19 protein-coding genes and 1 pseudogene are annotated in these 22496 nt (G+C 66.4%); 12 read left to right on the forward strand and 8 right to left on the reverse strand.

Going from position 1 to position 22496, the window contains the following annotated elements; genetic code table 11:
• Positions 1-92: 92 nt before the first annotated feature.
• From KF707C_RS28380 to KF707C_RS28390, 3 genes and pseudogenes are all read left to right on the forward strand, one after another.
• Positions 93-1018 (forward strand): annotated as a pseudogene (locus tag KF707C_RS28380) (universal stress protein).
• Between the two features lie 98 nt (positions 1019-1116).
• Entirely contained in the window at positions 1117-1692 is a 576-nt protein-coding gene (locus KF707C_RS28385) for a TetR/AcrR family transcriptional regulator (protein WP_003457930.1), read from the forward strand.
• Between the two features lie 124 nt (positions 1693-1816).
• Entirely contained in the window at positions 1817-2677 is an 861-nt protein-coding gene (locus KF707C_RS28390; RefSeq protein ID WP_003457932.1) for a Tim44 domain-containing protein, read from the forward strand.
• Positions 2678-2754: 77 nt separating this feature from the next.
• Here KF707C_RS28390 and KF707C_RS28395 read toward each other — a convergent pair whose 3' ends face one another.
• Positions 2755-3219 carry an aminoacyl-tRNA deacylase gene (locus tag KF707C_RS28395; RefSeq protein WP_003457934.1) on the reverse strand — a complete coding sequence of 155 codons (465 nt, stop codon included), beginning with the start codon at positions 3217-3219 and terminating at the stop codon, positions 2755-2757.
• A gap of 216 nt (positions 3220-3435) precedes the next feature.
• On the opposite strand from KF707C_RS28395, the gene KF707C_RS28400 reads away from it, so the two are divergent.
• A complete protein-coding gene (locus KF707C_RS28400; RefSeq protein WP_003457935.1) occupies positions 3436-3846 on the forward strand; it encodes an SMI1/KNR4 family protein in 411 nt (136 codons plus the stop codon).
• Positions 3847-3873: 27 nt separating this feature from the next.
• Here KF707C_RS28400 and KF707C_RS28405 read toward each other — a convergent pair whose 3' ends face one another.
• Both KF707C_RS28405 and KF707C_RS28410 read right to left on the reverse strand, forming a co-directional pair.
• Positions 3874-5634 (reverse strand): cation:proton antiporter, encoded by a 1761-nt coding sequence (locus KF707C_RS28405; protein WP_003457937.1) that lies wholly within the window; start codon positions 5632-5634, stop codon positions 3874-3876.
• Positions 5635-5854: 220 nt separating this feature from the next.
• A complete protein-coding gene (locus KF707C_RS28410) occupies positions 5855-6517 on the reverse strand; it encodes a GntR family transcriptional regulator (RefSeq protein ID WP_003457939.1) in 663 nt (220 codons plus the stop codon).
• A 319-nt stretch (positions 6518-6836) separates the two neighbouring features.
• Here KF707C_RS28410 and KF707C_RS28415 point away from each other — a divergent pair, with 319 nt between their 5' ends.
• The 4 genes from KF707C_RS28415 to KF707C_RS28430 all read left to right on the forward strand — a co-directional run bounded on the left by KF707C_RS28415 (position 6837) and on the right by KF707C_RS28430 (position 11149).
• Positions 6837-8228, forward strand: coding sequence for an aspartate aminotransferase family protein (locus tag KF707C_RS28415; RefSeq protein ID WP_036994613.1), 1392 nt, complete (start codon positions 6837-6839; stop codon positions 8226-8228).
• 74 nt (positions 8229-8302) lie between these two features.
• Entirely contained in the window at positions 8303-9670 is a 1368-nt protein-coding gene (locus KF707C_RS28420; protein ID WP_003457942.1) for a glutamine synthetase family protein, read from the forward strand.
• A gap of 90 nt (positions 9671-9760) precedes the next feature.
• A complete protein-coding gene (locus KF707C_RS28425) occupies positions 9761-10555 on the forward strand; it encodes a substrate-binding periplasmic protein (RefSeq protein ID WP_003457944.1) in 795 nt (264 codons plus the stop codon).
• 111 nt (positions 10556-10666) lie between these two features.
• Entirely contained in the window at positions 10667-11149 is a 483-nt protein-coding gene (locus tag KF707C_RS28430) for an acyl-CoA thioesterase (RefSeq protein ID WP_003457948.1), read from the forward strand.
• Between the two features lie 1250 nt (positions 11150-12399).
• On the opposite strand, the gene KF707C_RS28435 is transcribed toward KF707C_RS28430, so the two are convergent.
• From KF707C_RS28435 to KF707C_RS28445, 3 genes are all read right to left on the reverse strand, one after another.
• On the reverse strand, positions 12400-12879 hold the full coding sequence (locus KF707C_RS28435) for a copper chaperone PCu(A)C (protein WP_003457949.1): 480 nt from the start codon (positions 12877-12879) through the stop codon (positions 12400-12402).
• A gap of 61 nt (positions 12880-12940) precedes the next feature.
• Entirely contained in the window at positions 12941-14314 is a 1374-nt protein-coding gene (locus KF707C_RS28440) for a PepSY-associated TM helix domain-containing protein (protein ID WP_003457950.1), read from the reverse strand.
• A gap of 95 nt (positions 14315-14409) precedes the next feature.
• Entirely contained in the window at positions 14410-14796 is a 387-nt protein-coding gene (locus KF707C_RS28445; RefSeq protein ID WP_003457951.1) for a DUF2946 domain-containing protein, read from the reverse strand.
• A gap of 301 nt (positions 14797-15097) precedes the next feature.
• Between KF707C_RS28445 and KF707C_RS28450 the strand changes: the two genes are divergently transcribed.
• Positions 15098-15502 carry a DUF3301 domain-containing protein gene (locus KF707C_RS28450; RefSeq protein WP_003457952.1) on the forward strand — a complete coding sequence of 135 codons (405 nt, stop codon included), beginning with the start codon at positions 15098-15100 and terminating at the stop codon, positions 15500-15502.
• A 99-nt stretch (positions 15503-15601) separates the two neighbouring features.
• On the opposite strand, the gene KF707C_RS28455 is transcribed toward KF707C_RS28450, so the two are convergent.
• Complete coding sequence (locus KF707C_RS28455) at positions 15602-16480, reverse strand: alpha/beta fold hydrolase (protein WP_003457953.1); 879 nt, start codon at positions 16478-16480, stop codon at positions 15602-15604.
• Between the two features lie 178 nt (positions 16481-16658).
• Here KF707C_RS28455 and KF707C_RS28460 point away from each other — a divergent pair, with 178 nt between their 5' ends.
• From KF707C_RS28460 to KF707C_RS28470, 3 genes are all read left to right on the forward strand, one after another.
• Entirely contained in the window at positions 16659-18353 is a 1695-nt protein-coding gene (locus tag KF707C_RS28460; protein ID WP_231992365.1) for a sensor histidine kinase, read from the forward strand.
• A complete protein-coding gene (locus tag KF707C_RS28465; RefSeq protein ID WP_003457955.1) occupies positions 18350-19690 on the forward strand; it encodes a sigma-54-dependent transcriptional regulator in 1341 nt (446 codons plus the stop codon). Before KF707C_RS28460 ends, KF707C_RS28465 begins: the two co-directional genes overlap by 4 nt.
• Before the next feature lie 287 nt (positions 19691-19977).
• On the forward strand, positions 19978-21285 hold the full coding sequence (locus tag KF707C_RS28470) for an MFS transporter (protein WP_003457957.1): 1308 nt from the start codon (positions 19978-19980) through the stop codon (positions 21283-21285).
• A gap of 204 nt (positions 21286-21489) precedes the next feature.
• On the opposite strand, the gene KF707C_RS28475 is transcribed toward KF707C_RS28470, so the two are convergent.
• Positions 21490-22464 (reverse strand): CobW family GTP-binding protein, encoded by a 975-nt coding sequence (locus KF707C_RS28475; RefSeq protein ID WP_003457958.1) that lies wholly within the window; start codon positions 22462-22464, stop codon positions 21490-21492.
• Positions 22465-22496: the final 32 nt, after the last annotated feature.

The following is a 22496-nucleotide window of genomic DNA, read 5'->3' on the forward strand; positions in this document are numbered from 1 at the left end:
ACCGCCGCCCTCCCTGCCCTCGCAGGGACACACCCAAGAAGAATTGTGCCTCCGTCCACATGACAACCGAACACGCGCTCAGGAAGACAGCCATGCATACCATCCGCAGCATCCTGGTGGTAGTGGATCCTCGACAGCCTGAAACCCTGGTCCTGAACCGGGCCCGAATGATCGCCAACGCGACCCAGTCGCACCTGCACCTGCTGGTTTGCGACAAGCGCCCCGACCTTCACTCCCACCTCGAGGAACTGGGAGGTGCCCTGGAAAAGGAGGGCTTCAGTGTCAGCGCCCAACAGGCCTGGCACCACAGCCCACACCAGACCATCATCGCGGTGCAGCAGGCGAAGGACTGCGGCCTGGTGATCAAGCAGCACCGGCCCGATAACCCCATCATGAAGTCGATCCTCACCCCGGAGGATTGGAAACTGCTGCGCTACTGCCCGAGCCCGGTGCTGATGGTGAAAACCGCCGCGCCATGGAGCAGTGGCACCATTCTCGCCGCCGTGGACGTGGGCAACAGTGATATCGAACACCGCGTCCTGCAGGCCGGCATCGTCAGCCACGGCTACGACATCGCCAAGCTGACCGGCGGCACGCTGCATATGATGAGCGCCCATCCCTACCCCATGTACTCGGCGCCGGACCCGGTGTTCCAGCGCAAGGAGAGCATCCAGGGTTTCTACAGCGAGCAATGCCGGAACCTGCAAAAGGAGTTCGGCATCGACGACGACCACCTGCATATCGAAGAAGGTGCGCCGATATCCTGATTCCGCAGACGGCCCACAAGCTCAATGCCGCGCTGACGGTGATCGGCAGCGTGGCCCGTACCGGGCTGACCGGCGCCCTGGTCGGCAACACCGCCGAGATGGTGCTCGACGCCCTGGAAAGCGACGTCCTGGTGCTCAAGCCGGACGACATCATCACCCACCTGGAGGAACTGGCCGCCCCGTCGCAAGGCCCCGAGGAGCAGGCCACGCTGACCACCTGGCCCTACAACCACCATCACCATCGGTTCTAGCGCCGGGCGGCGGGCGGAGCCGCCCCCACATCCTCCGCCCGTCCGAAGCCCCGTCCACGGCGATCGCCTTGGCCATAATGACTGGCGGAGGTACGCCCATGGCCCGTTCACCCAGTGCCCAGCAGATTCTCGATTGCGCCCTGACCCTCGCCGACACCAGCGGCTGGGAGCGCCTGCACCTGTTCGACGTGGCCCGGGAACTGGACGTGGGCCTGGACGCCATCGCCCGGCACTACCGGCAGAAGGACGACCTGGTGGAAGCCTGGTTCGACCGCGCCGACCAGGCCATGCTCGTCCGTGGCAAGGCCGCCGACCTGCCCGCCCTCACCCCGGAGAAGCGCCTGGAGGAACTCCTGATGGCCTGGCTCGGCGCCCTTGCCCACCATCGCTCGGTGACCGGGCAGATGCTCCTCTACAAACTCGAGCCCGGCCATGTCCACCTGCAGGTGCAGGGCCTGCTGCGGGTCAGCCGCACCGTGCAGTGGTGGCGCGAGGCGGCGCAACGGGAAACCCTGCACCTCTGCCGCATCGTCGAGGAGAGCCTGCTCACCGGCGCCTACCTGCGCACCTTCGTCCACTGGCTGCGCCACCCCCTGGACGATGACGCCGACCTGCGCGCGCTGCTGCGCCGGCAATTGCGCTGCGGGCCACTGACGGTCCTACTGCGCAAGTGACTAGCAAGGGTGGAAAGGTCCTTTGTCGCTGTCCGACAAAATCCCGAAACACTCTGCCCCTAGCCAGCGCGCCGGGGACTGTGCAGCATGGCGCGCGTGGATTCATAACCAAGAGAAGCCCCTGATGCGCCGATTTCTCAGTATTGCCCTGGCCCTTTGCGTCGGCCTGTCGCTGAGCCTGGATGTCAACGCCGCCAAGCGACTGGGCGGCGGCAAGTCCTTTGGCAACGCACCGACCCACCAGACCCGCCAGGCACAGCCTGCCCAACAAGCCCCCAACGCCACTGCCGCCGCTCCGGCTGCCGGCAAGGCCGCTGCCGCCAGCGGTGCCTCCCGCTGGCTCGGCCCGCTGGCCGGCATCGCCGCCGGTGGCCTGCTCGCTTCCATGTTCATGGGTGACGGCTTCGATGGGATGCAGATCTTCGACTTCCTGATCATCGGCCTGATCGCCTTCCTGATCTTCCGCTTCCTGGCCGCCCGCAAGCGGGCCCAGCAGCAGGGCCAGCCGGCCGTGGCCGGTCACGCGCCCTTCCAGCGCGAAATGCCGCAGATGCCGCAGCAGCCGTCCATCTTCGGTGGCGCCTCCGCCGCCGCGACCCAGCCGGCCTTCAACGCCCCCAGCTGGTTCAACGAGCAGCGCTTCCTGGACGCCGGCCGCGAGCACTTCCTGGCCCTGCAGCAGCACTGGGACGCAGGCGAGATGGACAAGATCGCCGAGTTCTTCACCCCGCAGATGGTCAACTTCCTCAAGGAAGAGCGCGCCAGCCTGGGTGACGCCTACCAGTCCACCTACATCGACAACCTCCAGGTGCAGCTGGACGGCATCGACGAGCTGGCCGACAAGACCGTCGCCACCCTCACCTTCACCGGCGTCTCCAAGACCTCCCGCTTCGACCAGGGCGAGGCCTTCAGCGAAAGCTGGCGCATGGAGCGCGCCAACGGCGAGGACCAGCCCTGGCTGGTGGCGGGCATCCGCCAGAACTGATCGCCAGCGCGATGAACGAACCCCGGGCCTGTCCCGGGGTTTTTCATGGGCGGGGCCAGGCGAGCGCCCGACACCCGCTAATGGCTGATCTCGCACACCTCGGCATTGGGCACCAGGCGCAGGTACTCATCCATGGGCATGTGCACCAGGCTCTCGTGGTCACCGGCTTCCAGGTAGATGTCCCGTTGCCGGGTCAGTTGCGGGTCCACCAGCATGGTCATGCCGTAGGCCTCGCCCAGGGCCGGCAGGGCGCCCGGCTCGCAGTCGCGGAACAACCGGGCCAGGTCGGCTTCATGGGTGAGTTGCCAGATCCGTGCGTCCTTGCGCACCTTGCCCATGTCCAGGTGACGGCTGGCGGGCAGCACCGCCATGAGGAAATGCCCGTGGCGATCGTCGAGGATCACCGGTTTGGCCAGGCGTTCGGCGGGTACATGGGCGACCCGGGCGGTTTCCAGGCTGCTGGACGAGTGCGGATGCGGCACCAGGTCGAACCGGGCATGGGCACGCTCCAGGCTGTGCTGCAGGGTAGCGGCCATTCGCATGTTGCACCTCCTGTCGATTTCCAGGGTTGGACGACATCGGTGCTCCAAGTCTAGCCAGCCAGCCCAGCGGTACAGGAGCGCTTGGTACTGAACGCGCCCATGGATAGCAGCCGCCGTTCTAAGCCGGCCCACCGCGCCCGGCTCGATCATCGCCTGGAATCACAAGCCGCCCCGTCTACTGTATAAAGCGCATCCCAATGCATGAGGGTCCCCGCCATGGAAGAAGTCATCGAACAGCTGCGAGAACTCAACGAACCGGTGCCTGTGCCCCTGGAGCTGCCGGACGAGGAGCTGCTGGTGGAAATCGAGGAGCAGCTCCTGATCAACCTGCCCTTCGAGTTGCGGGAGTTCCTCCTCAAGGTGAGCGATGTGGTCTACGGCCGCCTGGAGCCGGTGACCGCCACCGACCCGCAATCCCACACCTACCTGCCGGAAGTGGCCGCCGTGGCCTGGGACCTGGGCGTGCCCCGCGATCTCGTACCGCTCTGCCAGGACGGCCGCAACTACTACGTGGTGGATGGCGAGGGCGAAGTGCTGCTCTGGGATGGCGACGAGGGCGAGCTCACCGACGAGAGCTGGGACTCGGTGTGGCACTGGGCGCGAGACGTGTGGCTGGCGGCTGACTGAAATCGACCGCCACCCACCCGCCGGCGCTCAGCGATGGTGATCCTGGCTCTGTTCCAGCGTCTCCATCAGCGCGATCTGCATCCGTGAATGCACACGGATCAGCCAGCGCCAGAGCAGCGCGCTGACCCCCGCCGCCAGCAGGGCGATCAGCACCAGCAGCTCCAGCGTCGGCAGGATGCTCGCCGATAGCGCCATCAGCAGCAGCATGATGCCCAGCAGCGAGAGCAGCGGGATCAGCTCGGCGATCACCTTGCGCACCCGCTCGGTATGGCGCCCGGCCTTGTCCGGGCTCACGCCCATCTCCGCCAGCAGCATCGAGAGCGCCTTGAGCTTGCGGTAGGCGGCGATCAGGAAGGGCAGCGAGAGCAGCAGCGCGCCGCCCCAGATCAGCGCCTTCTGCTGGTTGGGCGAGCTCACCCAGTCGCTCAGGTACTCGGCCAGGGTGCCGGCGAACCAGGCACTGCCGAGGAAGATCGCCACCACCAGCGCCAGGTTCACCATCACCTGCAGCAGGATCTTGCGGATCATCTTCGCCAGCACAGCGCCCTGGCCCTGGGGCTGGATGCTGCGCAGCCACTCGCCGTAATAACCGAACACGCGCGCCAGCGGTCGTGGCATCAGTCGCGCCAGCCGGATCGACAGCGGGTCGGCGGCGCGGATCAGGTAAGGCGTCAGCAGGGTGGTGATGGCCGACACGGCCACCGCCACCGGGTAGAGGAAGTCGCTGGTGACCTGCAGGGTGATGCCCAGCGCGGCGATGATGAAAGAGAATTCGCCGATCTGCGACAGGCCCATGCCGACCCGTAGCGAGGTGCGCCCGTCATTGCCGGCGATGAAGGCACCGAGGCCACAGGACACCATCTTGCCCAGCACCACGGCGATGGTGATGACCACGATGGGCCAGGCGTACTCCACCAGCACGCCAGGGTCGATCAACAGGCCGATGGCGACGAAAAAGATTGCGCTGAACATGTCGCGAACAGGCTCGATCAGGCGCTCTATCTGCACCAGTTGGCGGGATTCTGCCATGATCGCGCCGATCAGGAAGGCGCCCAGCACCATGCTGTATTCCAGCTTCACCACCAGCAGGCAGAAACCGAAGCACAGGCCCAGCACCGTCACCAGCAGCATCTCGTTGCTCTCGAACTTGGCCACGTAGGCCAGCAGGCGCGGCACCAGCAGGATGCCGATGACCAGGGCGACGATCATGAACAGGCTGAGCTTGCCCACCGTGGCGAAGACCTCGCCTGTCTCCACCGAGCCGCTCACCGCGATGCCCGACAGCAGCGCAATGATGCCGATGCCGAGGATGTCTTCGACTATCAGCACGCCGAAGATCAGCTGCGCGAAGCGCTCGTTCTTCATCTTCAGGTCGCCGAGGGCCTTGACGATGATGGTGGTGGACGAGATCGCCAGGATCGCGCCGAGGAACAGCGAGTCCATGGTCTTCCAGCCGAAGTAGCTGCCGATCTCGTAGCCGATCCAGATCATCAGCACGATTTCCAGGAAGGCGGCGATGAAGGCCGTGGCCCCGACCCGGAACAGCTTGGCCAGACTGAACTCCAGGCCCAGGCAGAACATCAGGAAGATCACCCCGAGCTCGGCGAGGGTCTTGATGGTCTCCTCGTCATGGATCAGCCCGAAGGGCGGGGTGTGGGGGCCGATGATGAAGCCGGCGACTATGTAGCCCAGCACCACCGGCTGTTTGAAGCGGTGGAAAAGGATGGTCACCATGCCCGCGACCAGCATGATCACGGCCAGATCCTGGATGAAAGCAATGGCATGCATGGCGACGGACTCCTTCTTCTGCAATGCGCGGCACAGCGGGCCCGCGCGCGGGCATCTCGCTCGACTCCTGTGGAGCCATGTAGGAAATAGGGAAATTCACGCAAGGAACGTTCGCAGGTTATCACCGCGACTTGTCTCGCCATGACGGAGTAATATGCAGAAACACTTGCCTGAAAAGTCCTACGGGAGCGAGGCCGGCTCGCCCCCGTGGAGGCTGCGATCAGCCGCTGCGGGCCTGGGCGTAGTCCAGGTCCAGCAGGTTGAGGAGCACCTGGCCGAAGTAGGTCAGGTCCTGTTCGATGGCCTGCCGCGCGGCCTTGCCGTCACCCTCGCGAAGGGCCTTGAACGCGTCCTCGTGGAAGTCGTTCAGGCGCAATGACAGGTCCGCCTCGGTGAACAGGCGATTGAAGAAGGGGCCGACCTGCAGCCACAGGGTCTCGATGGTACGCAACAGCACCGGATTCCCGCAGGCGCCATAAAGGACGCGATGGAACTGGCTGTTCTCCGTCAGGTAGGCCTGCACGTCGCGGCGCTCGATGGCCAGGTCCATCCGCTCCATGCAGCCCTCGAGGACCTCCAGCGCGTCGCTGTCGAGGTTCCCCACGGCGGCCTCCACGGCCATGCCTTCCAGGGCCATGCGCACCTGGTAGATCTGCTTGAAGCGTTCACGGGTCATGGGCGGCACGCGCACCGAGCGCTGGGGCTCGCCCTCCAGGGCACCCTCGGCCACCAGCCGCTGCAAGGCGGCGCGCACCGGCATCGGACTGGTGCCCCAGGCGGCGGCGAGATCGCGGATCTTCAGGCGGTCGCCGGGCTTGAACCGGCCTTCCAGGAGGCCCTCGCGTAATCGTTGGTACAGCTGTTCCTGCAGGTTCTCGGTCATGATCGTCTTACCAGGCGCGGGCCGGCGGCGCCGGCAGTTGGTTCAGGGTCAGGCTGCAATTGCGCATGTGTGGAACACCTTCTTCAGGGGAGGAATGCCACCGGCGGTCTGGCCGGTGGCGGAGGAGTGTACCGCGACACCCAGGTGGGCTTCACAGCCTCGCAGGCCAGGATTGTCGGGCAAGCCTGACGGACAATCTCACCGCTAGCTGTGATCACAAATACCGCTTAACGGTAAATTTTACAGGCCATGCGCGCAAGTATTGACATATTTGTGATCACAAAAGAGGATGTGCAGAAATTCGAACGAGGTGTTCAACATGACTGCCAGTGGTATCAGCCAAGCCGCCGTGGAAACCTTTGCCGCCCGCGAGCGCACCCGGTTCCTCGAACGCAACCCGAAGTCCGTCGCCCTGGCCGAGCGCGCGCGCCATTCCCTCTATGCCGGCGTGCCGATGCACTGGATGGCCGACTGGTCCACCCCCTGCCCGCTGTTCGTCGAACGCGCCAAGGGCGCCCGCTTCTATGACGTCGACGGCCACGAGTACATCGACTTCTGCCTGGGCGACACCGGCACCATGTTCGGCCACTCGCCGGACCCGGTGGCCCGCGCCATCGCCGAGCAGGCCGGCAACGGCCTGACCACCATGCTCCCCGGCGAGGACGCCGTGGTCTGCGGCGAGCTGCTGGCCGCGCGCTTCGGCCTGCCCTTTTGGCAGGTCACCGCCACCGCCACCGACTCCAACCGCTACGTGCTGCGCTGGGCCCGTGCCGTCACCGGGCGCAAGACCCTGCTGGTGTTCGACGGCTGCTACCACGGCACCGTGGACGATGTGATGGTGCGCTGCCGCGACGGCGAGACGGTGCATCGCTCCGGGCTGGTGGGCCAGGCCTACGACCTGACCCAGTACAGCCGCGCCATCCCCTTCAACGACGTCGAGGCACTGGAAGCCGCGCTGGCCCAGGGCGACGTCTGTGCCCTGCTCTGCGAGCCGGCCATGACCAATATCGGCATGGTCCTGCCGGACCCTGGCTTCATGCAGAAGTGCCGCGAGCTGACCCGCCAGTACGGCAGCCTGCTGATCATCGACGAGACCCACACCATTTCCACCGACATCGGCGGCTGCACCCGCCTGTGGAACCTCGACCCGGACTTCTTCGTGGTCGGCAAGCCCATCGCCGGCGGCGTGCCCTGCGGCATCTTCGGCTGCAGTGCGGAGATGGCCGAGCGCATGGCCGCCTCGCGCAAGCAGGCCCAGGAAGACAGCCATGGCCACGGCCACAGCGGCATGGGCACCACCCTCTCGGCCAACGCCCTGGCCATGCACTGCATGCGCGCCAACCTCGAAGAGGTGATGACCCAGGCCGCCTACGACCACATGCTGCCCCTGGCCAGGCGCCTGGCCGACGGCTTCCGCCGGCTGATCGCCCGGCACGGCCTGAAGTGGTCGGTGACCGAACTGGGCGCCCGCAGCGAGTTCCAGTTCTGCCCCGTGTCGCCACGCACCGGCGCCGAGGCCGAGGCCGCCTTCCACGACGAGCTGCAGATGGCCCTGCACCTCTACCTGATCAACCGCGGCATCCTCATCACGCCGTTCCACAACATGACCCTGTGCTGCCCGGACACCTCCGAGGCGGACGTGGACAGGCTGATCGACACCCTGGACCAGGCCATCGCCGAGCTTCTGGCCATTCCCGGCGCCCGTCTCTGAGGCCCCGCTTTCTCCGTAGGATGGGTGGAGCGAAGCGCTACCCATCGATGCCCGACACATACAGGTCCACCATCATGCAATTCGCCAACCCCCAGGAAGCCCGCGACTTCCTCGAACGCCACCCCGAGGTCCGCAGCATCGAGCTGATGCTGATCGACGCCAACGGCATCCCTCGCGGCAAGCTGCTGCACCGCGACGAACTCCTGCCGATCTTCGAGCATGGCCGCCCCCTGCCCAGTTCCATCCTCTCCCTCACCCTCCAGGGCGAGGACGTGGAGGCCAGCGGCCTGGTCTGGGAAGTCGCCGACGCCGACTGCTGGACCTACCCGATACCCGGCTCCCTCACCCTGCAACCCTGGCGCGCCACGCCCACCGGCCAGGTGCAGGTGAGCATGCACCCGATCCAGGGCCAACCGGCCGCCGCCGGCGATCCGCGCCACGTGCTGGCGCGGACCATCGACCGGCTCAAGGCCGACGGCTACCACCCGGTGATGGCGGTGGAACTGGAGTTCTACCTGCTGGACAAGCAGCGCGACGCCAACGGCCGTCCGCAGCCCGCCCTGCAGGCCAACGGCGTGCGCCCGCAAGCGCCCCAGGTTTACGGCGTGTACGAGCTGGAACAGCTGCAGCCCTTCCTCGACGACCTCTACGCCGCCTGCGAGGCCCAGGGCCTGCCGGTGCGCACCGCCATCTCCGAATACGCCCCCGGCCAGCTGGAGCTGACCCTGGAGCACCGCTTCGACGCGCTGCAGGCGGTGGACGAGGGCATCCGCTACAAGCGTCTGGTCAAGGGCGTGGCCAACAAGCACGGGCTGATCGCCTGCTTCATGGCCAAGCCTTTCGGCGACCTCGCCGGCAGCGGCCTGCACCTGCACGTCAGCCTCGCCGACGCCGAGGGCAACAACCTGATGGCCTCGGAAGACCCCCACGGCACCCCGCTGCTGCGCCACGCCATCGGCGGCATGATGGCCACCCTCAACGACGCCCTGGCGATCTTCTGCCCCAACGCCAACTCCTACCGGCGCTTCCAGGCCAACAGCTACGCGCCCCTGGCCAAGAGCTGGGGGGTGAACAACCGCACCGTGTCCTTCCGCGTCCCCGGCGGGCCGGCCAGGAGCCGCCATGTGGAGCACCGCATCTGTGGTGCCGACGCCAATCCCTACCTGGCCGCCGCCGCCATCCTCGCCGGCATCCACACCGGCATCCGCGAGCAGATCGACCCGGGCGAAGCCATCGTCGGCAATGGCTATGAACAGGCCCGCGAGACCCTGCCCACCGACTGGCTCACCGCCCTGCGCAACCTGGAGCAGTCCGCCTGGGCGAAGGACGCCCTGGGCGAGGACTTCCTGAAGATCTTCCTCGCCATCAAGTGGGAGGAATTCCGCCAGTTCGTCAGCGAAGTGGGCGAGCAGGACTGGCGTTGGTACCTCACCCACGCCTGACCCCCGCGTTGGCGGCGAGGCCCTCCACCTCGCCGCCAACGGCCTGCTAGGATCATTGGCAAGTCCCCCCACGTTCCGGGTCCGTCGCCGATGAAGGGAGCGATCCTTGCGCTGCTGATCCTGGCCTCCGGCGTCTGCCATGCCGAACCGCTTCGTGTCGGCCTGGAAAGCCAGGACTACCTCCCCTACTACCGCGCCTTGCCCGGCAAGCCCGCAGAGGGCTACGCCATCGCACTGCTGCAGCGCTTCGCCGTCCACCAGGGCCTCACCCTGGAAATCGACACCCTGCCCATCAACCGGCTCCACCGCACCCTGCAGACCACCGACCGGCTGATGCTGGTGTTCCCGGACAACCCCGCCTGGTCGCGCCGACTCAAGCATGACGTGCAACTGCACTACAGCCGCCCGGTGATCCGCGTGATCGACGGCAGCCTGGTGCTCCGTGAACACCTGGGCCGGGGGATCGACGGGGTTCGGCGCCTCGGCACGGTGCGCGGCTTCACCCCCGAGGCCTGGGAGGAGCGCCTGGGCACCGGGGCGGTGCAGCTGGTGGAAGCCAGCGACATCGGCAGCCTGGTGCGCATGCTGCTGCGCCTGCGGATCGACGCGGTCTACGCCAACCCGGAAGTGCTGCACTACTACCTGGCCACCCGCACCGAACTGGGAGGCGATCGCCTGCAGCTCGACCCGTCGCTGCCCATGGTCCGCACCGCCTTCCACGCCAGCAGCCTGGCGCATCCCGAGCTGCTGGAGGCCCTGGACCGCTTCCTCGAGGAGCAGCGGGCCGAACTGGTGGAGTTGCGGCGCCAGCATGGCCTGGCCTGCGGTCCCAGCGACCTCGAGGAACAGTGGCCCGCCTGTGCACAACCCCAGGCCATTCCCTGAGGGGACTTATCCACAAGCCGGCCACCTGCTGGCAGGTCCGCGCCGCTGTGGCGCCCCGGCGTCCGCCCGCGTCTACAGCAGACAGCCCCAACCAACCACGACGAGGCCAGCATGGAACCCGGAACCGCACAGCTGTCGATGACCGTCCTCATGACCCCGGACATGGCCAACTTCTCCGGCAATGTCCACGGCGGCACCCTGCTCAAGTACCTCGACGAAGTGGCCTACGCCTGCGCCAGCCGCTATGCCGGGCGCTACGTGGTCACCCTCTCGGTGGACCAGGTGATCTTCCGCGAGCCCATCCACGTCGGTGAGCTGGTGACCTTCCTCGCCTCGGTGAACTACACCGGCAACACGTCCATGGAAGTGGGGATCAAGGTGGTGACCGAGAACATCCGCGAACGCTCGGTGCGTCATACCAACAGCTGCTTCTTCACCATGGTGGCCCTGGACGACGAACGTCGGCCGGCCCAGGTACCGCCCCTGGAACCGACCACCCCCGACGAGAAGCGCCGCTTCGCCCAGGCCAAGCAGCGCCGCCAGATCCGCCAGGAGCTGGAGAAGCGCTATCAGGAGATGCGCGAGGAACACTGAGTGCGAGTTATCCCGGCATTCCCCAGTTTCAGTGGAAGGCTCTGTGGATAAGGTGTAGAGCACGGCCTGGGACCCACGAGCTGCGCTGCTTTGGGGACCTTGATCAATTTCCGCACAATCAACTGCGAGCAGCTTGTACACAATGCACAATTGCTGTGCAGCAGCCTGTGGACAAGCTGTTCGATCTTCTCTGAAACCCCCGTCAGCCGTGGTTTCCAGACAATCGATCAGAATCTGCGCAAGCGTCGGCCGTCCGGTGCCCGCAGGGTCGGCGCTGTACGCTTCATCGGGCCTGGCGCACCCGGAAAGCGCGGTTTCCCCCAGATCAGGTGGATGAAGCTGTGGACAAGCTGTCCATCGATGGCGGCAAGGCCACCCGTGCGCGGCTTTCCACTGTTCGTGCATTTTTTGAGCTAAATCAAGGGGATAACCTCATCCTTGCACACAGATTCTGTGCAACCCTCTGTGGATAGTCTGTGCGGGAAAGGCTCCAGGCCTTGAGTGACGTGGCTTTGCGCACTTCGATCAAAGTTTGATCAATTCTCGCCACACCTATGGGTCGCTGTGAATAAAGGTTCGCCACCGACGCCGGACACCCGGCGGAAAGGAGAATTTCACCCGGCCGAACAGCCAGGATTACCCTGCGCCATCGGTTGATCCACAGGCGCTGCGGCGCAGCGGCATGGTTTTACCCAAAAGCAGTGGATTCACCTGTGCATAAGCTGTAGTCGAATGGATGGACCCCTTTCTGCACGGGGCTTTCAGCCAAGCGTACATTTTTTGCACGCCAGGGATGGTCCAGGGAGCTAGCTGCCCACATTATCTGTGCAGCCGACTGTGGATAATCTGTGCGTCCTTGGCTCTGCCCCTTGCTGGACGTGGCATCCAGGGCATTGATCAGTATTCGCTCAGCCGCAGCGTCCCCGCGATCCGGTCGCCTTCGCCGCCCGCCTCGAACAGGCCCGGCGGATGCTTCGGGTGGAGGCTCGACGGGAGGTTGCGTGGATTATGCCCAGTTACCGTGGATGCTCTTGTGGATAAGGTGTCCATGGAACGCCAGGGGCCAGGCAGGACGGGGCCTCCCGGCATTCGTACAAATTTCGAGCGGAATCAGTAACTTAGCCTGGAGAGACGCACATATTCTGTGGGGACAACGGGGGACAGCGTGTGGATAAGGCTCTGGAATCCCCGTCAGGCGGGGCCCGGCGTCACCTGATCAAATAACGACCAGGTGACGCCGACAGGCAGGTTCAGTGCGCGTGGGAGTGGCCGCCATCAGCGTCGGCGGGGGGATTCTTCTGCACATGGATCTCCACGTTCAGGTCTCCCGCCTTCTGGAAATGCAGGGTCATGGGAAACTTGTCGCCGTCGTTCAGCGGCTGCTTCAGGTCGAACATCATCAGGTGGTAGCCGCCCTGCTCCAGGCGAACCTCTCCTCCTGCGGGAATCGCCAGGCCGCCCTGCACTTCCTGCATCTTCATCAGGCCGTCCTTATGGACGTGCTCGTGAATCTCGGTCTTGCCGGCGCGGGGGGTATCCACGCTTTCCAGGCGGTCCTCTTCCTGGCCCTTGTTGTGGATAACCAGGTAGGCGGCGCCGTTGGGGGACACGGTGGGCACGGCCAGGGCCCAGGGATGCTCGATGTGCAGGTTGCCCGTGTCGTATTCGTGGGCTGCCAGGCCAGCGGAAAAGCTCAGCAGGGCTCCGAGGGTCAGCAGGGTCTTGCGCATGGTGTGAACTCCATTCTTCGAAAAAAGGTGCGCCCGCCTCCCGGCGGGCGGGAATCGGGGATCAACCCGTTACGGCACGGCTGCCACCCAGGCGCGACAGTACCAGCCAGTCCAGCGCCCAGATCAGCAGCAGCGAAGCCCCCACCAGGGGGAACGCCACGCCCAGCGCCACCATGATGCCCACCGCGGTTTTCCACAAGGGCAGTGCATGGGGCAGGGGTGGAACACCGAGGCGCCCCTGGGGACGGCGCTTCCACCACATCACCAGTCCGCTGACGGCGCTGAGGAGAATCAGCAGGCAGACGCCGAACATCAGCAACTGGTTGGGCAGGCCGAACATCCGGCCTTCGTGCAGCATCACGCCGGTCTCGACGCTCCTGGCCACCAGGCCGTAATCCTTCCAACGCACGTCCGCCAGGACCTTGCCGCTGTACTGGTCGAGGTGCAGGGTGGCGTCGTTGCGCGGGTCGTCGGCGAACACGGCGATGGTGAAGACCCCCGTGGCCTCCGCCGGCAGGGTGATGCTGTAGCCGGGTACCACGCCCCGTGCCCGGGCGGTGTCCACCACCTGCTGCAGGCTCAGTCGCCCTGCGCTCCCGGCCATTTCGACGGCGGCGTGTCCCCGGTGGGCGGCATGGGGATCGGACACCGGCATGGGGGTGTTCTCCACCGCCCAGGCCAGGGTCTGGCCGGTGGCGGTGTTGAGGCTGCGGGCCTGGACGTCCGAGGTGGGCACCTCGTTCCACATGGCCGCCGGGAAGCGGTTCCAGACATCGGCGAAGCGCTCGCCCCAGAAGCCGGTCCAGGTCATGCCGGTGAGCAGCATGAACAGCAGCAGCGAGGCGCCCCAGAAACCGGTGACCGCGTGCAGGTCGCGCCAGAACAGGCGCCCGCGATTGCCCAGCCGGGGCCAGAACACGCCGCGCATGGCTTGGCCACGGGGCCACCAGAGGTAGAGGCCGGAGACCACCAGGACGATGCCCCAACCAGCGGCCAGTTCGATCAGCCGATCCCCCAGGGTGCCCAGCATCAGGCTGCCGTGAAGCGAGCGGGCGACCGCCTGCAGGTTGTATTCGGCGTCCTGGACACCCAGCACCCGGCCACGGTAGGGGTCGACGAAGAGGTTCTGCTTGCGACCGTCCAGGTTCGCGACGAACTGGGCGCTGCGGCTGGCGTCCGCCGGCGGCAGGTACTGGCTCACCCTGGCCTGTGGATAAGCCGCCATCAGCCCGGCCAGCTGCTGGTCGGCACTGAGCATCCGCCCTTCGGGTGCGACCCGCATCAGGTCGCTGTAGAGCAGGTCGTCCAGCTGGGGTTTGAACAGGTAGATGCTGCCGGTGACGGACAGCATGATCATGAAGGGGATGACGAAGAGCCCGGCATAGAAGTGCCAGCGCCACGCCAGGTTGTAGAAGGAGGCCCTGTTTTCAGACATTGTCGTGCTCCCGGATAAAGCCCGTGGCCGCATGCACGGTCCTTCGGCGCCAGCGGCCGGACCGTGCGAAAGAGCGGAGATCGTGTTCGGGTGGATCAGGCGGGAACGACGGGGGGCGCGCGGGTCAGGGCGCCCGGGAACACCGAGCGCGAGGCGAAACCGGCCAGGGGTGTTTCGCCGGGGCGGACGGCGCCGGCGTCAGCCGGCAGGAAGCCCGGCGAGCTCGATGGATTGAGGGCCGGCGAGTTGAACAGCAGGGTGCAGTAACCGCACTTGGCCCAGGACAGCTCGTGATGGCTGGAAGGGCCCGGCTCATGGGAACCGGCGTCGTGCCCGCTGGCGCAGGCGAGCTCGCCCACCCAGGCCGGCACCGTCGCACCACCCATTTCCCGCGCCTGGGACAACAACGGCCCGACGAACACCAGCAGCATGGCCAGAAGGCCAAGCCAGGCGCCGCGCTGCCGTGTTCTGCCATGGATCATCGGGGGAATCCCTGCCGCGGGGATCGAAGGGGCGCCTATGCTAGCCAAGCGCCCACCTGGATAGAAGCCTAGAGCCTGGGACAGGAGGCCGCAGCCCGCACGCCGGGTATTTCCGACCGCTCGGCGCGACCGCCACGCGCGGCGCTGCCGGAATCCAGCCATCTTGAAACGGGCCCGGGAGGCCCATCGATGGGAACCCTGTCTTCCTCCTCCCATGCCGCTCGGCCTCAACCGCGCGGAACTGGCCAGCTGAAAACCACCCCGAATGGGTTAAGCTTCAAGCGGTATTCCTGGAGTCATCATGCTGAGCCTGGCTGACGTTTTCCTGCTGATGTTGTTCGCCGCCGGTGCAGCCTGGCTGTGGCGCGGCCATGGCGTGCGCGAACGTGCGCTGGCCCTGGCCAAGCAGCACTGCGCCCGGCTCGATGTGGAACTGCTGGACGGCAATGTGGCCTTCCGCCGCCTGGCCATCGTCCGCGACGCCAAGGGCCACCGTCGCCTGGCGCGAATCTACGGCTTCGAGTTCACCGTGACCGGCGAACAACGTCTCACCGGGACCCTCCGCATGTTCGGCAACCACCTGGGCGGTATCGAGCTGGAAGCCCACCCCTTCGCGGCGCCGTCGACTCGCGACGACAAGGTTATCCACATGAACGAATGGCGCCGCAGCCATCCCAAGCCCGACGAGCAGCGCCGGGTGGATTGATCCATATCCTCATCACCGCCAAGCTGTGGATAACCCGCCTCCACGTCTCGATAAAGCCACAGCCGATGGCCGCCCGCCGTGCGCTTCCCGGCGTCCCCCTCATGGCTGGCGCAGGAGGAAATCCGCGCACCGCGCGGCGCTCGCCTCCGGGAACTCCTGCATGAAACAGTGCCCCCCGTCCACCACCTGGGCGCTGACGTGCCCATTGAGGGCCGTGAGCCGCGCCACCGATTTGGCCACGAAGGGATAGCTGCCCTGACCGTGGAGAATCAGGGTGGGTGTGGCGATACGTTGCAGCGAAGGCCACAGGCGCTTGGGAAAGGAGCTGAAGATCTCCGCTTCCCGGCTGGGCCGGCATTTGAGCTCCGCACCGTTATCCACAACCCTGATGGCGTGGTCGACATAGCCGCGCAGGGCCTCGTCGGTCCAGCCCTTGAAGATGCCCCGTCCGTGCAATCCCCTCCAGGCCGCCTCGCGATCGGGCCAGTGACTGCGGCGGGCCCTGGCGCGGCTGGCCATGGTGGTGCGGCGGTGCAGGCCCAGCACCTCGGAGAAGGCCATGACGCCGATCATGGCGGGGGTGAAGATCACCGGGTCCAACAGCACGGCACGCGCGAAGAGCCGCGGATGATGGGCCAGGATCAGGCTGGTGAGCACACCGCCGAAGCTGTGTCCCACGGCCACGCGCGGCACCTCGCCGAAGATCCCCCGTCCCGCCTCGAACGCCTCGATCGCCAGTTCGGCATTGCGGTTCCAGCCCAGGAAACGCCCGCCATGGTCGCTGTCCCCGTGGCCCTGGATATCGCAGAGCCAGAGATCGAAATCCACTGCCAGGGCCTCCAGCAACGGTGCGTAGGTCCGGCCGCAGAAGCCGTTTCCGTGGAGAAAGTGCAGCAGCGGCTTGCCGCTGGGCGAACTGTGCCAGCCGCGCAGGGTGAAACCGGCAGAGGTTGAATGGGTCCAGGGGATCAATTGCATCGAACGGGCCTCGATTTGACTGCGCGGCAGTGTATCCGCTGCCGATGCCCTGGCGCAGTGGCCGGTGGCAGCCGTGCTATCGTCGCCACCTCGCTTCCCCGGACCGACCGCCTTGATCACACGCTCCCTGCGCATCGCCCTGCTGACCCTGCTGCTGCTCGCCGGCCTGTTCCTGGCGATGCACCTGGCCGGGCAGAGGGCCGAGCGCCAGGCCCTGCGGGACGAAAGCGACCACGCCCGGGAACAGCTCAGCCTCTACAGCGGCAACCTGCGTGCGCTGATCGACCGCTTCCGTGCCCTGCCGGCCGTGCTGGCGCTTGACCCGGAAATCCGCAGCCTGCTCCGGTCAGCTGTGGATAACCAGCAGCAGCACCTGCTCAACCTCAAGCTGGAGCGCATGAACCGGGCCGCCGGCTCCACCACGCTGGAGCTGCTGGACCGCACCGGCCTGGCGGTGGCCGCCAGCAACTGGCGCCTGCCCACCAGCTACGTCGGGCACAATTACGGTTTCCGCCCCTACTTCAGCGAAACCCGCGCCAAGGGCAGCGGGCGCTTCTATGGCGTCGGCGTGGTCAGCGGCATTCCTGGTTATTTCCTCGCCAGTGCGGTGCAGGGGGACGCCGGCGAATTCCTGGGCGCCATGGTGGTGAAGCTGGAGTTCCCCGAACTGGAACAGGAGTGGGCCCAGCGCTCGGACCTGATCCTGGTCAGCGATGCACGGGGCGTGGTGTTCATCGCCAACCAGCCGGGCTGGCGCTACCGGGAGCTGCAGCCCATCAGCGCCGAGCACCGCGCCGAGATGGCCGCCACGCGGCAGTACGACAAGCAGCCCCTGGCACCACTTATCCACAGAACGCTGACGACGCTGGGCGACGGCAGCCGGCTGGCGCGGGTGGATGGCCCGGGCGGCACGGCCGACTACCTGTGGGAAAGCCTTCCGCTGCCCAGCGAGGGCTGGACCCTGCACCTGCTGCGCACGCCCCAGGGCGCCGCCAGCAGCGCCCGGGCCGCCAGCCTCGCCGCCGGGGGCGCCTGGCTGGCGCTGTTCTTCCTGGGGCTGTTCCTGCATCAACGCTGGCGCCTGGCGCGTATCCGCCAACGCAGCCGCGAGGAGCTGGAGCGTTTGGTGGAACAGCGCACCGCCGACCTGCGCGCCGCCCAGGACGGGCTGATCCAGGCCGCCAAGCTGGCGGCCCTGGGGCAGATGTCCGCAGCCCTGGCCCACGAGATCAACCAACCCCTGACCGCCCTGCAGATGCACCTGGCAAGCCTGCGCCTGATGCTCGACAACGGCCAACTGGAGCAGGCCCGAAAGGCCCTGGGCCGCCACGACGAATTGTTGCGGCGCATGGCCGCCCTGACCGGGCACCTCAAGACCTATGCCCGCAAGACCCCCGGCGGACTGAGGGAATGCGTCGAACTTGGCGGGGTTGTGGACAAGTCGCTGCAACTGCTGGCGCCGAACCTGCGCGATGCCCGGGTGCGCATCAGCCAGGCACTCAGCGTGCCGGCCTGGGTCTCGGGCGACGCCATACGCCTGGAACAGGTGCTGGTGAACCTGTTGCGCAACGCCCTGGATGCCCTCGCCGACCAGCCCGACCCGCAGCTGTGGATAAATCTGCGGCGCGAAGGTGACGCCTGGCACCTGGACGTGGCCGATAACGGTGGCGGCATCGCCGAGGCCGACCTTCCCCAGGTCTTCGACCCCTTCTTCACCACCAAACCGGCCGGTGCCGGCCTGGGCATCGGACTGGCGGTGTCCTACGCCATCGTCCATGAACTCGGCGGGACCCTGAAAGCCGCCAACCGTGGGGCTGGCGCGGTGTTCAGCCTTTGCCTGCCTGTGGATAAGACCAGAGAGGAAACCCCATGAACGTCCAGGTGATCTTCGTCGACGATGAAGAGGCGATCCGCGAGGCCGTCCGCGAGTGGCTGGAGCTGTCCGGCTACGCAGTGCGGGTGGAGGCCAGCGCCGAGGACTGCCTGAAGCACCTCGATGCCGACTTCCCCGGCGTGGTCATCAGCGACCTGCGCATGCCCGGCCTGGACGGCATGGGGCTGCTGGCGGCGGTGCAGGCCCTGGACCGGGAGCTGCCCCTGCTGATGGTCACCGGCCACGGCGACGTGGCCCAGGCGGTGGAAGCCATGCGCCTGGGCGCCTACGACTTCATCGAGAAGCCCTTCACCGCCGAGCGCCTGCTGGACAGCCTGCGCCGTGCCCTGGAAAAGCGCCGGCTGGTCCAGGAGAACCGTCGCCTGCGTGTGCAGGCAGCCTTCAAGGACCAGCTCGAGGGCCGCCTGCTGGGCGTGTCCCGCCCCCTGCTGCAACTGCGCCGCCAGGTGCTGGATCTGGCCGCCACCCCGGTGAACGTCCTACTGCGGGGCGAGACCGGCGCCGGCAAGGAACTGGTCGCCCGCTGCCTGCACGACTTCGGGCCCCGCGCCAGCAAGCCCTTCGTGGCCCTGAACTGCGCGGCCATCCCGGAGCAGCTGTTCGAGAGCGAGCTCTTCGGCCATGAAAGCGGCGCCTTCACTGGCGCCCAGGGCAAGCGTATCGGCAAGATCGAGCACGCCCATGGCGGCACCCTGTTCCTCGACGAGATCGAAAGCATGCCCCTGGCCCAGCAGGTCAAGCTTCTGCGGGTATTGCAGGAACAGCGCCTGGAGCGACTGGGTTCGAATCAGGGCATCGCTGTGGATATCCGTGTGGTCGCCGCCACCAAGCCGGACCTGCGGGACGAGGTGCAGGCGGGCCGTTTCCGCGAGGACCTGCTCTACCGCCTGAATGTCGCCGAACTGCAACTGCCGCCGCTGCGGGAGCGACGTGAAGACATTCCCCTCTTGTTCGAGCATTTCGCCCGTCAGGCCAGTGAGCGCCTGGGCCGCCCGCAACCGGCCCTGACGCCGGCGGAGCTCGCGCAGCTGCTGGCCCACCGCTGGCCCGGCAACGTTCGCGAACTGGCCAACGCCGCCGAGCGACATGTACTGGGGTTATCCACAAGCCGGGCGGACGACAGCGATGAGGAACCCTCCCTCGCCGACCTGATGGAAGCCTATGAAGCCCAGTGCCTGCGCCAGGCCCTGGCCCGATGCCAGGGCGATATCAAGGCGGTGATGGAGCTGCTGCGACTGCCCCGCCGCACCCTCAACGAGAAGATGCTCCGCCACGGCCTGGCGCGCAGCGAGTTCCTGCCGGGCGAAGAACCCTAGGGGCGAACTCATTCGCCAGGGGCGGTCAGTCGCCTGGACGAAATCCGCTGAAGTCCCCACCGCCGCTCCCGGATCTCATCCAGGCGAGGACCCTTTGCGATCGGCGGAATCCTGCTGATCGATCTCCATGCATGAGCAGGATTCCGCTCATAACCCGCTCGTGAATCCGCCGTCACCCCTCTATTCCGGGCCTTTCCCGCACTGGCACAGCTCCTGCTATGGGGTCCTCGCATCCCGCGCGGCTCCGGCCAGCGCCCACAACAACAACTACGTGTCGAGGAAAGATGATGGATAACTCCAGCACCCTGGCTGCCTCCGCAGTACCCCGTACAACGTCCCAACGCATCAAATCCATTTTCAGCGGCTCGGTCGGCAACCTGGTGGAGTGGTACGACTGGTACGTCTATGCCGCCTTCTCGCTGTACTTCGCCAAGGCCTTCTTCCCCCAGGGCGACCTGACCGCCCAGCTCCTGAACACCGCCGCGATCTTCGCCGTGGGCTTCCTCATGCGCCCCATCGGCGGCTGGCTGATGGGCATCTACGCCGACCGCAAGGGCCGCAAGGCCGCGTTGCTGGCTTCGGTCCTGCTGATGTGCTTCGGATCGCTGATCATCGCCCTGACCCCCAGCTACGAGACCATCGGCATCGCCGCGCCGATCCTGCTGGTGGTCGCACGCCTGCTGCAGGGCCTCTCGGTGGGTGGCGAATACGGCACCTCGGCCACCTACCTGTCGGAGATGGCGACCAAGGAGCAACGCGGCTTCTTCTCCAGCTTCCAGTACGTGACGCTGATCTCCGGCCAGCTCATCGCCCTGGCGGTGCTGATCGTCCTCCAGCAGACCCTGACCATCGAACAGCTGGAAAGCTGGGGCTGGCGCGTGCCCTTCTTCATCGGCGCCCTGTGCGCGGTAGTAGCGATGTTCCTGCGTCGCGGCATGGAGGAGACCGAATCCTTCACCCAGAAGAAGGACAAGCCGAAGGAAAGCCTGCTGCGCACCCTCCTGCGCCACCCCAAGGAAGTGCTCACCGTGGTCGGCCTGACCATGGGCGGCACCCTGGCCTTCTACACCTACACCACCTACATGCAGAAGTACCTGGTGAACACCGTGGGCATGAGCAAGAACGACTCGACCATGATCTCGGCGGCCACCCTGTTCCTCTTCATGCTGCTGCAGCCCATCATCGGCGGGCTCTCCGACAGGATCGGCCGTCGCCCGATCCTGATCGCCTTCGGCGTCCTCGGCACCCTGTTCACCTACCCGATCCTCAGCACCCTGCACAGCATCCAGACCTGGTGGGGTGCCTTCTTCCTGATCATGGCGGCACTGATCATCGTCAGCGGCTACACCTCGATCAACGCGGTGGTGAAGGCCGAGCTGTTCCCGACCGAGATCCGCGCCCTGGGCGTGGGCCTGCCCTACGCGCTGACCGTGTCCATCTTCGGCGGCACCGCCGAATACGTGGCGTTGTGGTTCAAGAGCATCGGCATGGAAAGCGGCTTCTACTGGTACGTCACCGCCTGCATCGCCTGCTCGCTGCTGGTGTATGTCTTCATGAAGGACACCCGCACCCATTCCCGCATGAACGAGGACTGAGCGCCGGCACACCGCCCCGCGCTTCCACTGACGGGCCCTTCGGGGCCCGTTTTCGTTTCAGGCGAACATTCAGCCGGGAGGCATGGGTAACGGGTTGGTGGTCATCACTCCCGCGCCCGCAACTCCAATGAAATACGGGGGCAAGGCGCAACCCCGCCCCGGATTGCATCCGGGCTTCCCGATTGCGAGCGACAACGCGCCTGATCAACGCCCGCGCGCCACGCGGCACGCCGCCAATCCCGCCTTCAATGCCGCCTCGTCCTGGGGCCCGGCGAAGATCAGTTCCAGACGCGAATCCTTGCGCCATTCGCTGGCCAGCCAATGGATGGGCGCGCCGTCCAGCGCATTGCCCGCGAGCCAGCCGGCATCGGTCCGCAACACCAGCTTGGCGCGCCGCCAGGGCAATCCCGCCAGCCACGCCTGGACACGCTCCAACTCGAACTCCTGGCTTGGATGCCAGCGCCAGCCCAGGCTCCAACCCTCGGCTGCGGACTGGATCTGGCAGATAGGTTCAGTGGGATTCCTCCACAGGACGGGAGGTTTATCCACACCTGTTGGTAACCCTCCGTTACCAACAGCTTTTCCACGCTGTGCATGAATGCCGGGGAGTTGCGTGATATCGAGCTTTCCGTAGCTGGTCCACAGCACCGGAACAGTGGGCAGTTTGGCGACAAGTTGTTCACAGTCGGCGGAATCGAGCTGTTCGGCCTTGTTTAGTAGCACCAGGCCAGCATTGTCCAGGGCCTGCCGCTGGCTGTCTGGCAGTAGCTGGCCCGCCGCCAGGGCCGCCCCGTCGAGCACCATGACGCTCGGCTGTAACGCCAGGACGTCCGCCCAAGGGGGTTCCCGTAGCTGGCGAAGCAGTTCGGCAGGGTGTCCAAGTCCGGACGGTTCGATCAGTAGCCGGTCCGGCCTCGCCTTGCGCAGCAACCGGGCCAGTCCGACCTGGAAGGGCGTGCCATTGACACAGCAGACGCAACCACCCGCCACCTCGGCGAGGGCGATGCCGTCGTCCGAGCCTGTGAGCAGTGCCGCGTCCAGGCCGATCTGGCCGAATTCGTTGATCAGCACGGCCCAGCGCTCGTGGGCGGGCCGCTGCGCCAGCAGATGGCGGATCAGGCTGGTCTTGCCGGCACCCAGCGGGCCGGCGATGAGATGGGTCGGTATATGAGTCAGCATCGGAATAGGGTGCGGCTTCGCAGCCGACCTGC

Source organism: Pseudomonas furukawaii (assembly GCF_002355475.1).
GTDB lineage: Bacteria > Pseudomonadota > Gammaproteobacteria > Pseudomonadales > Pseudomonadaceae > Metapseudomonas > Metapseudomonas furukawaii.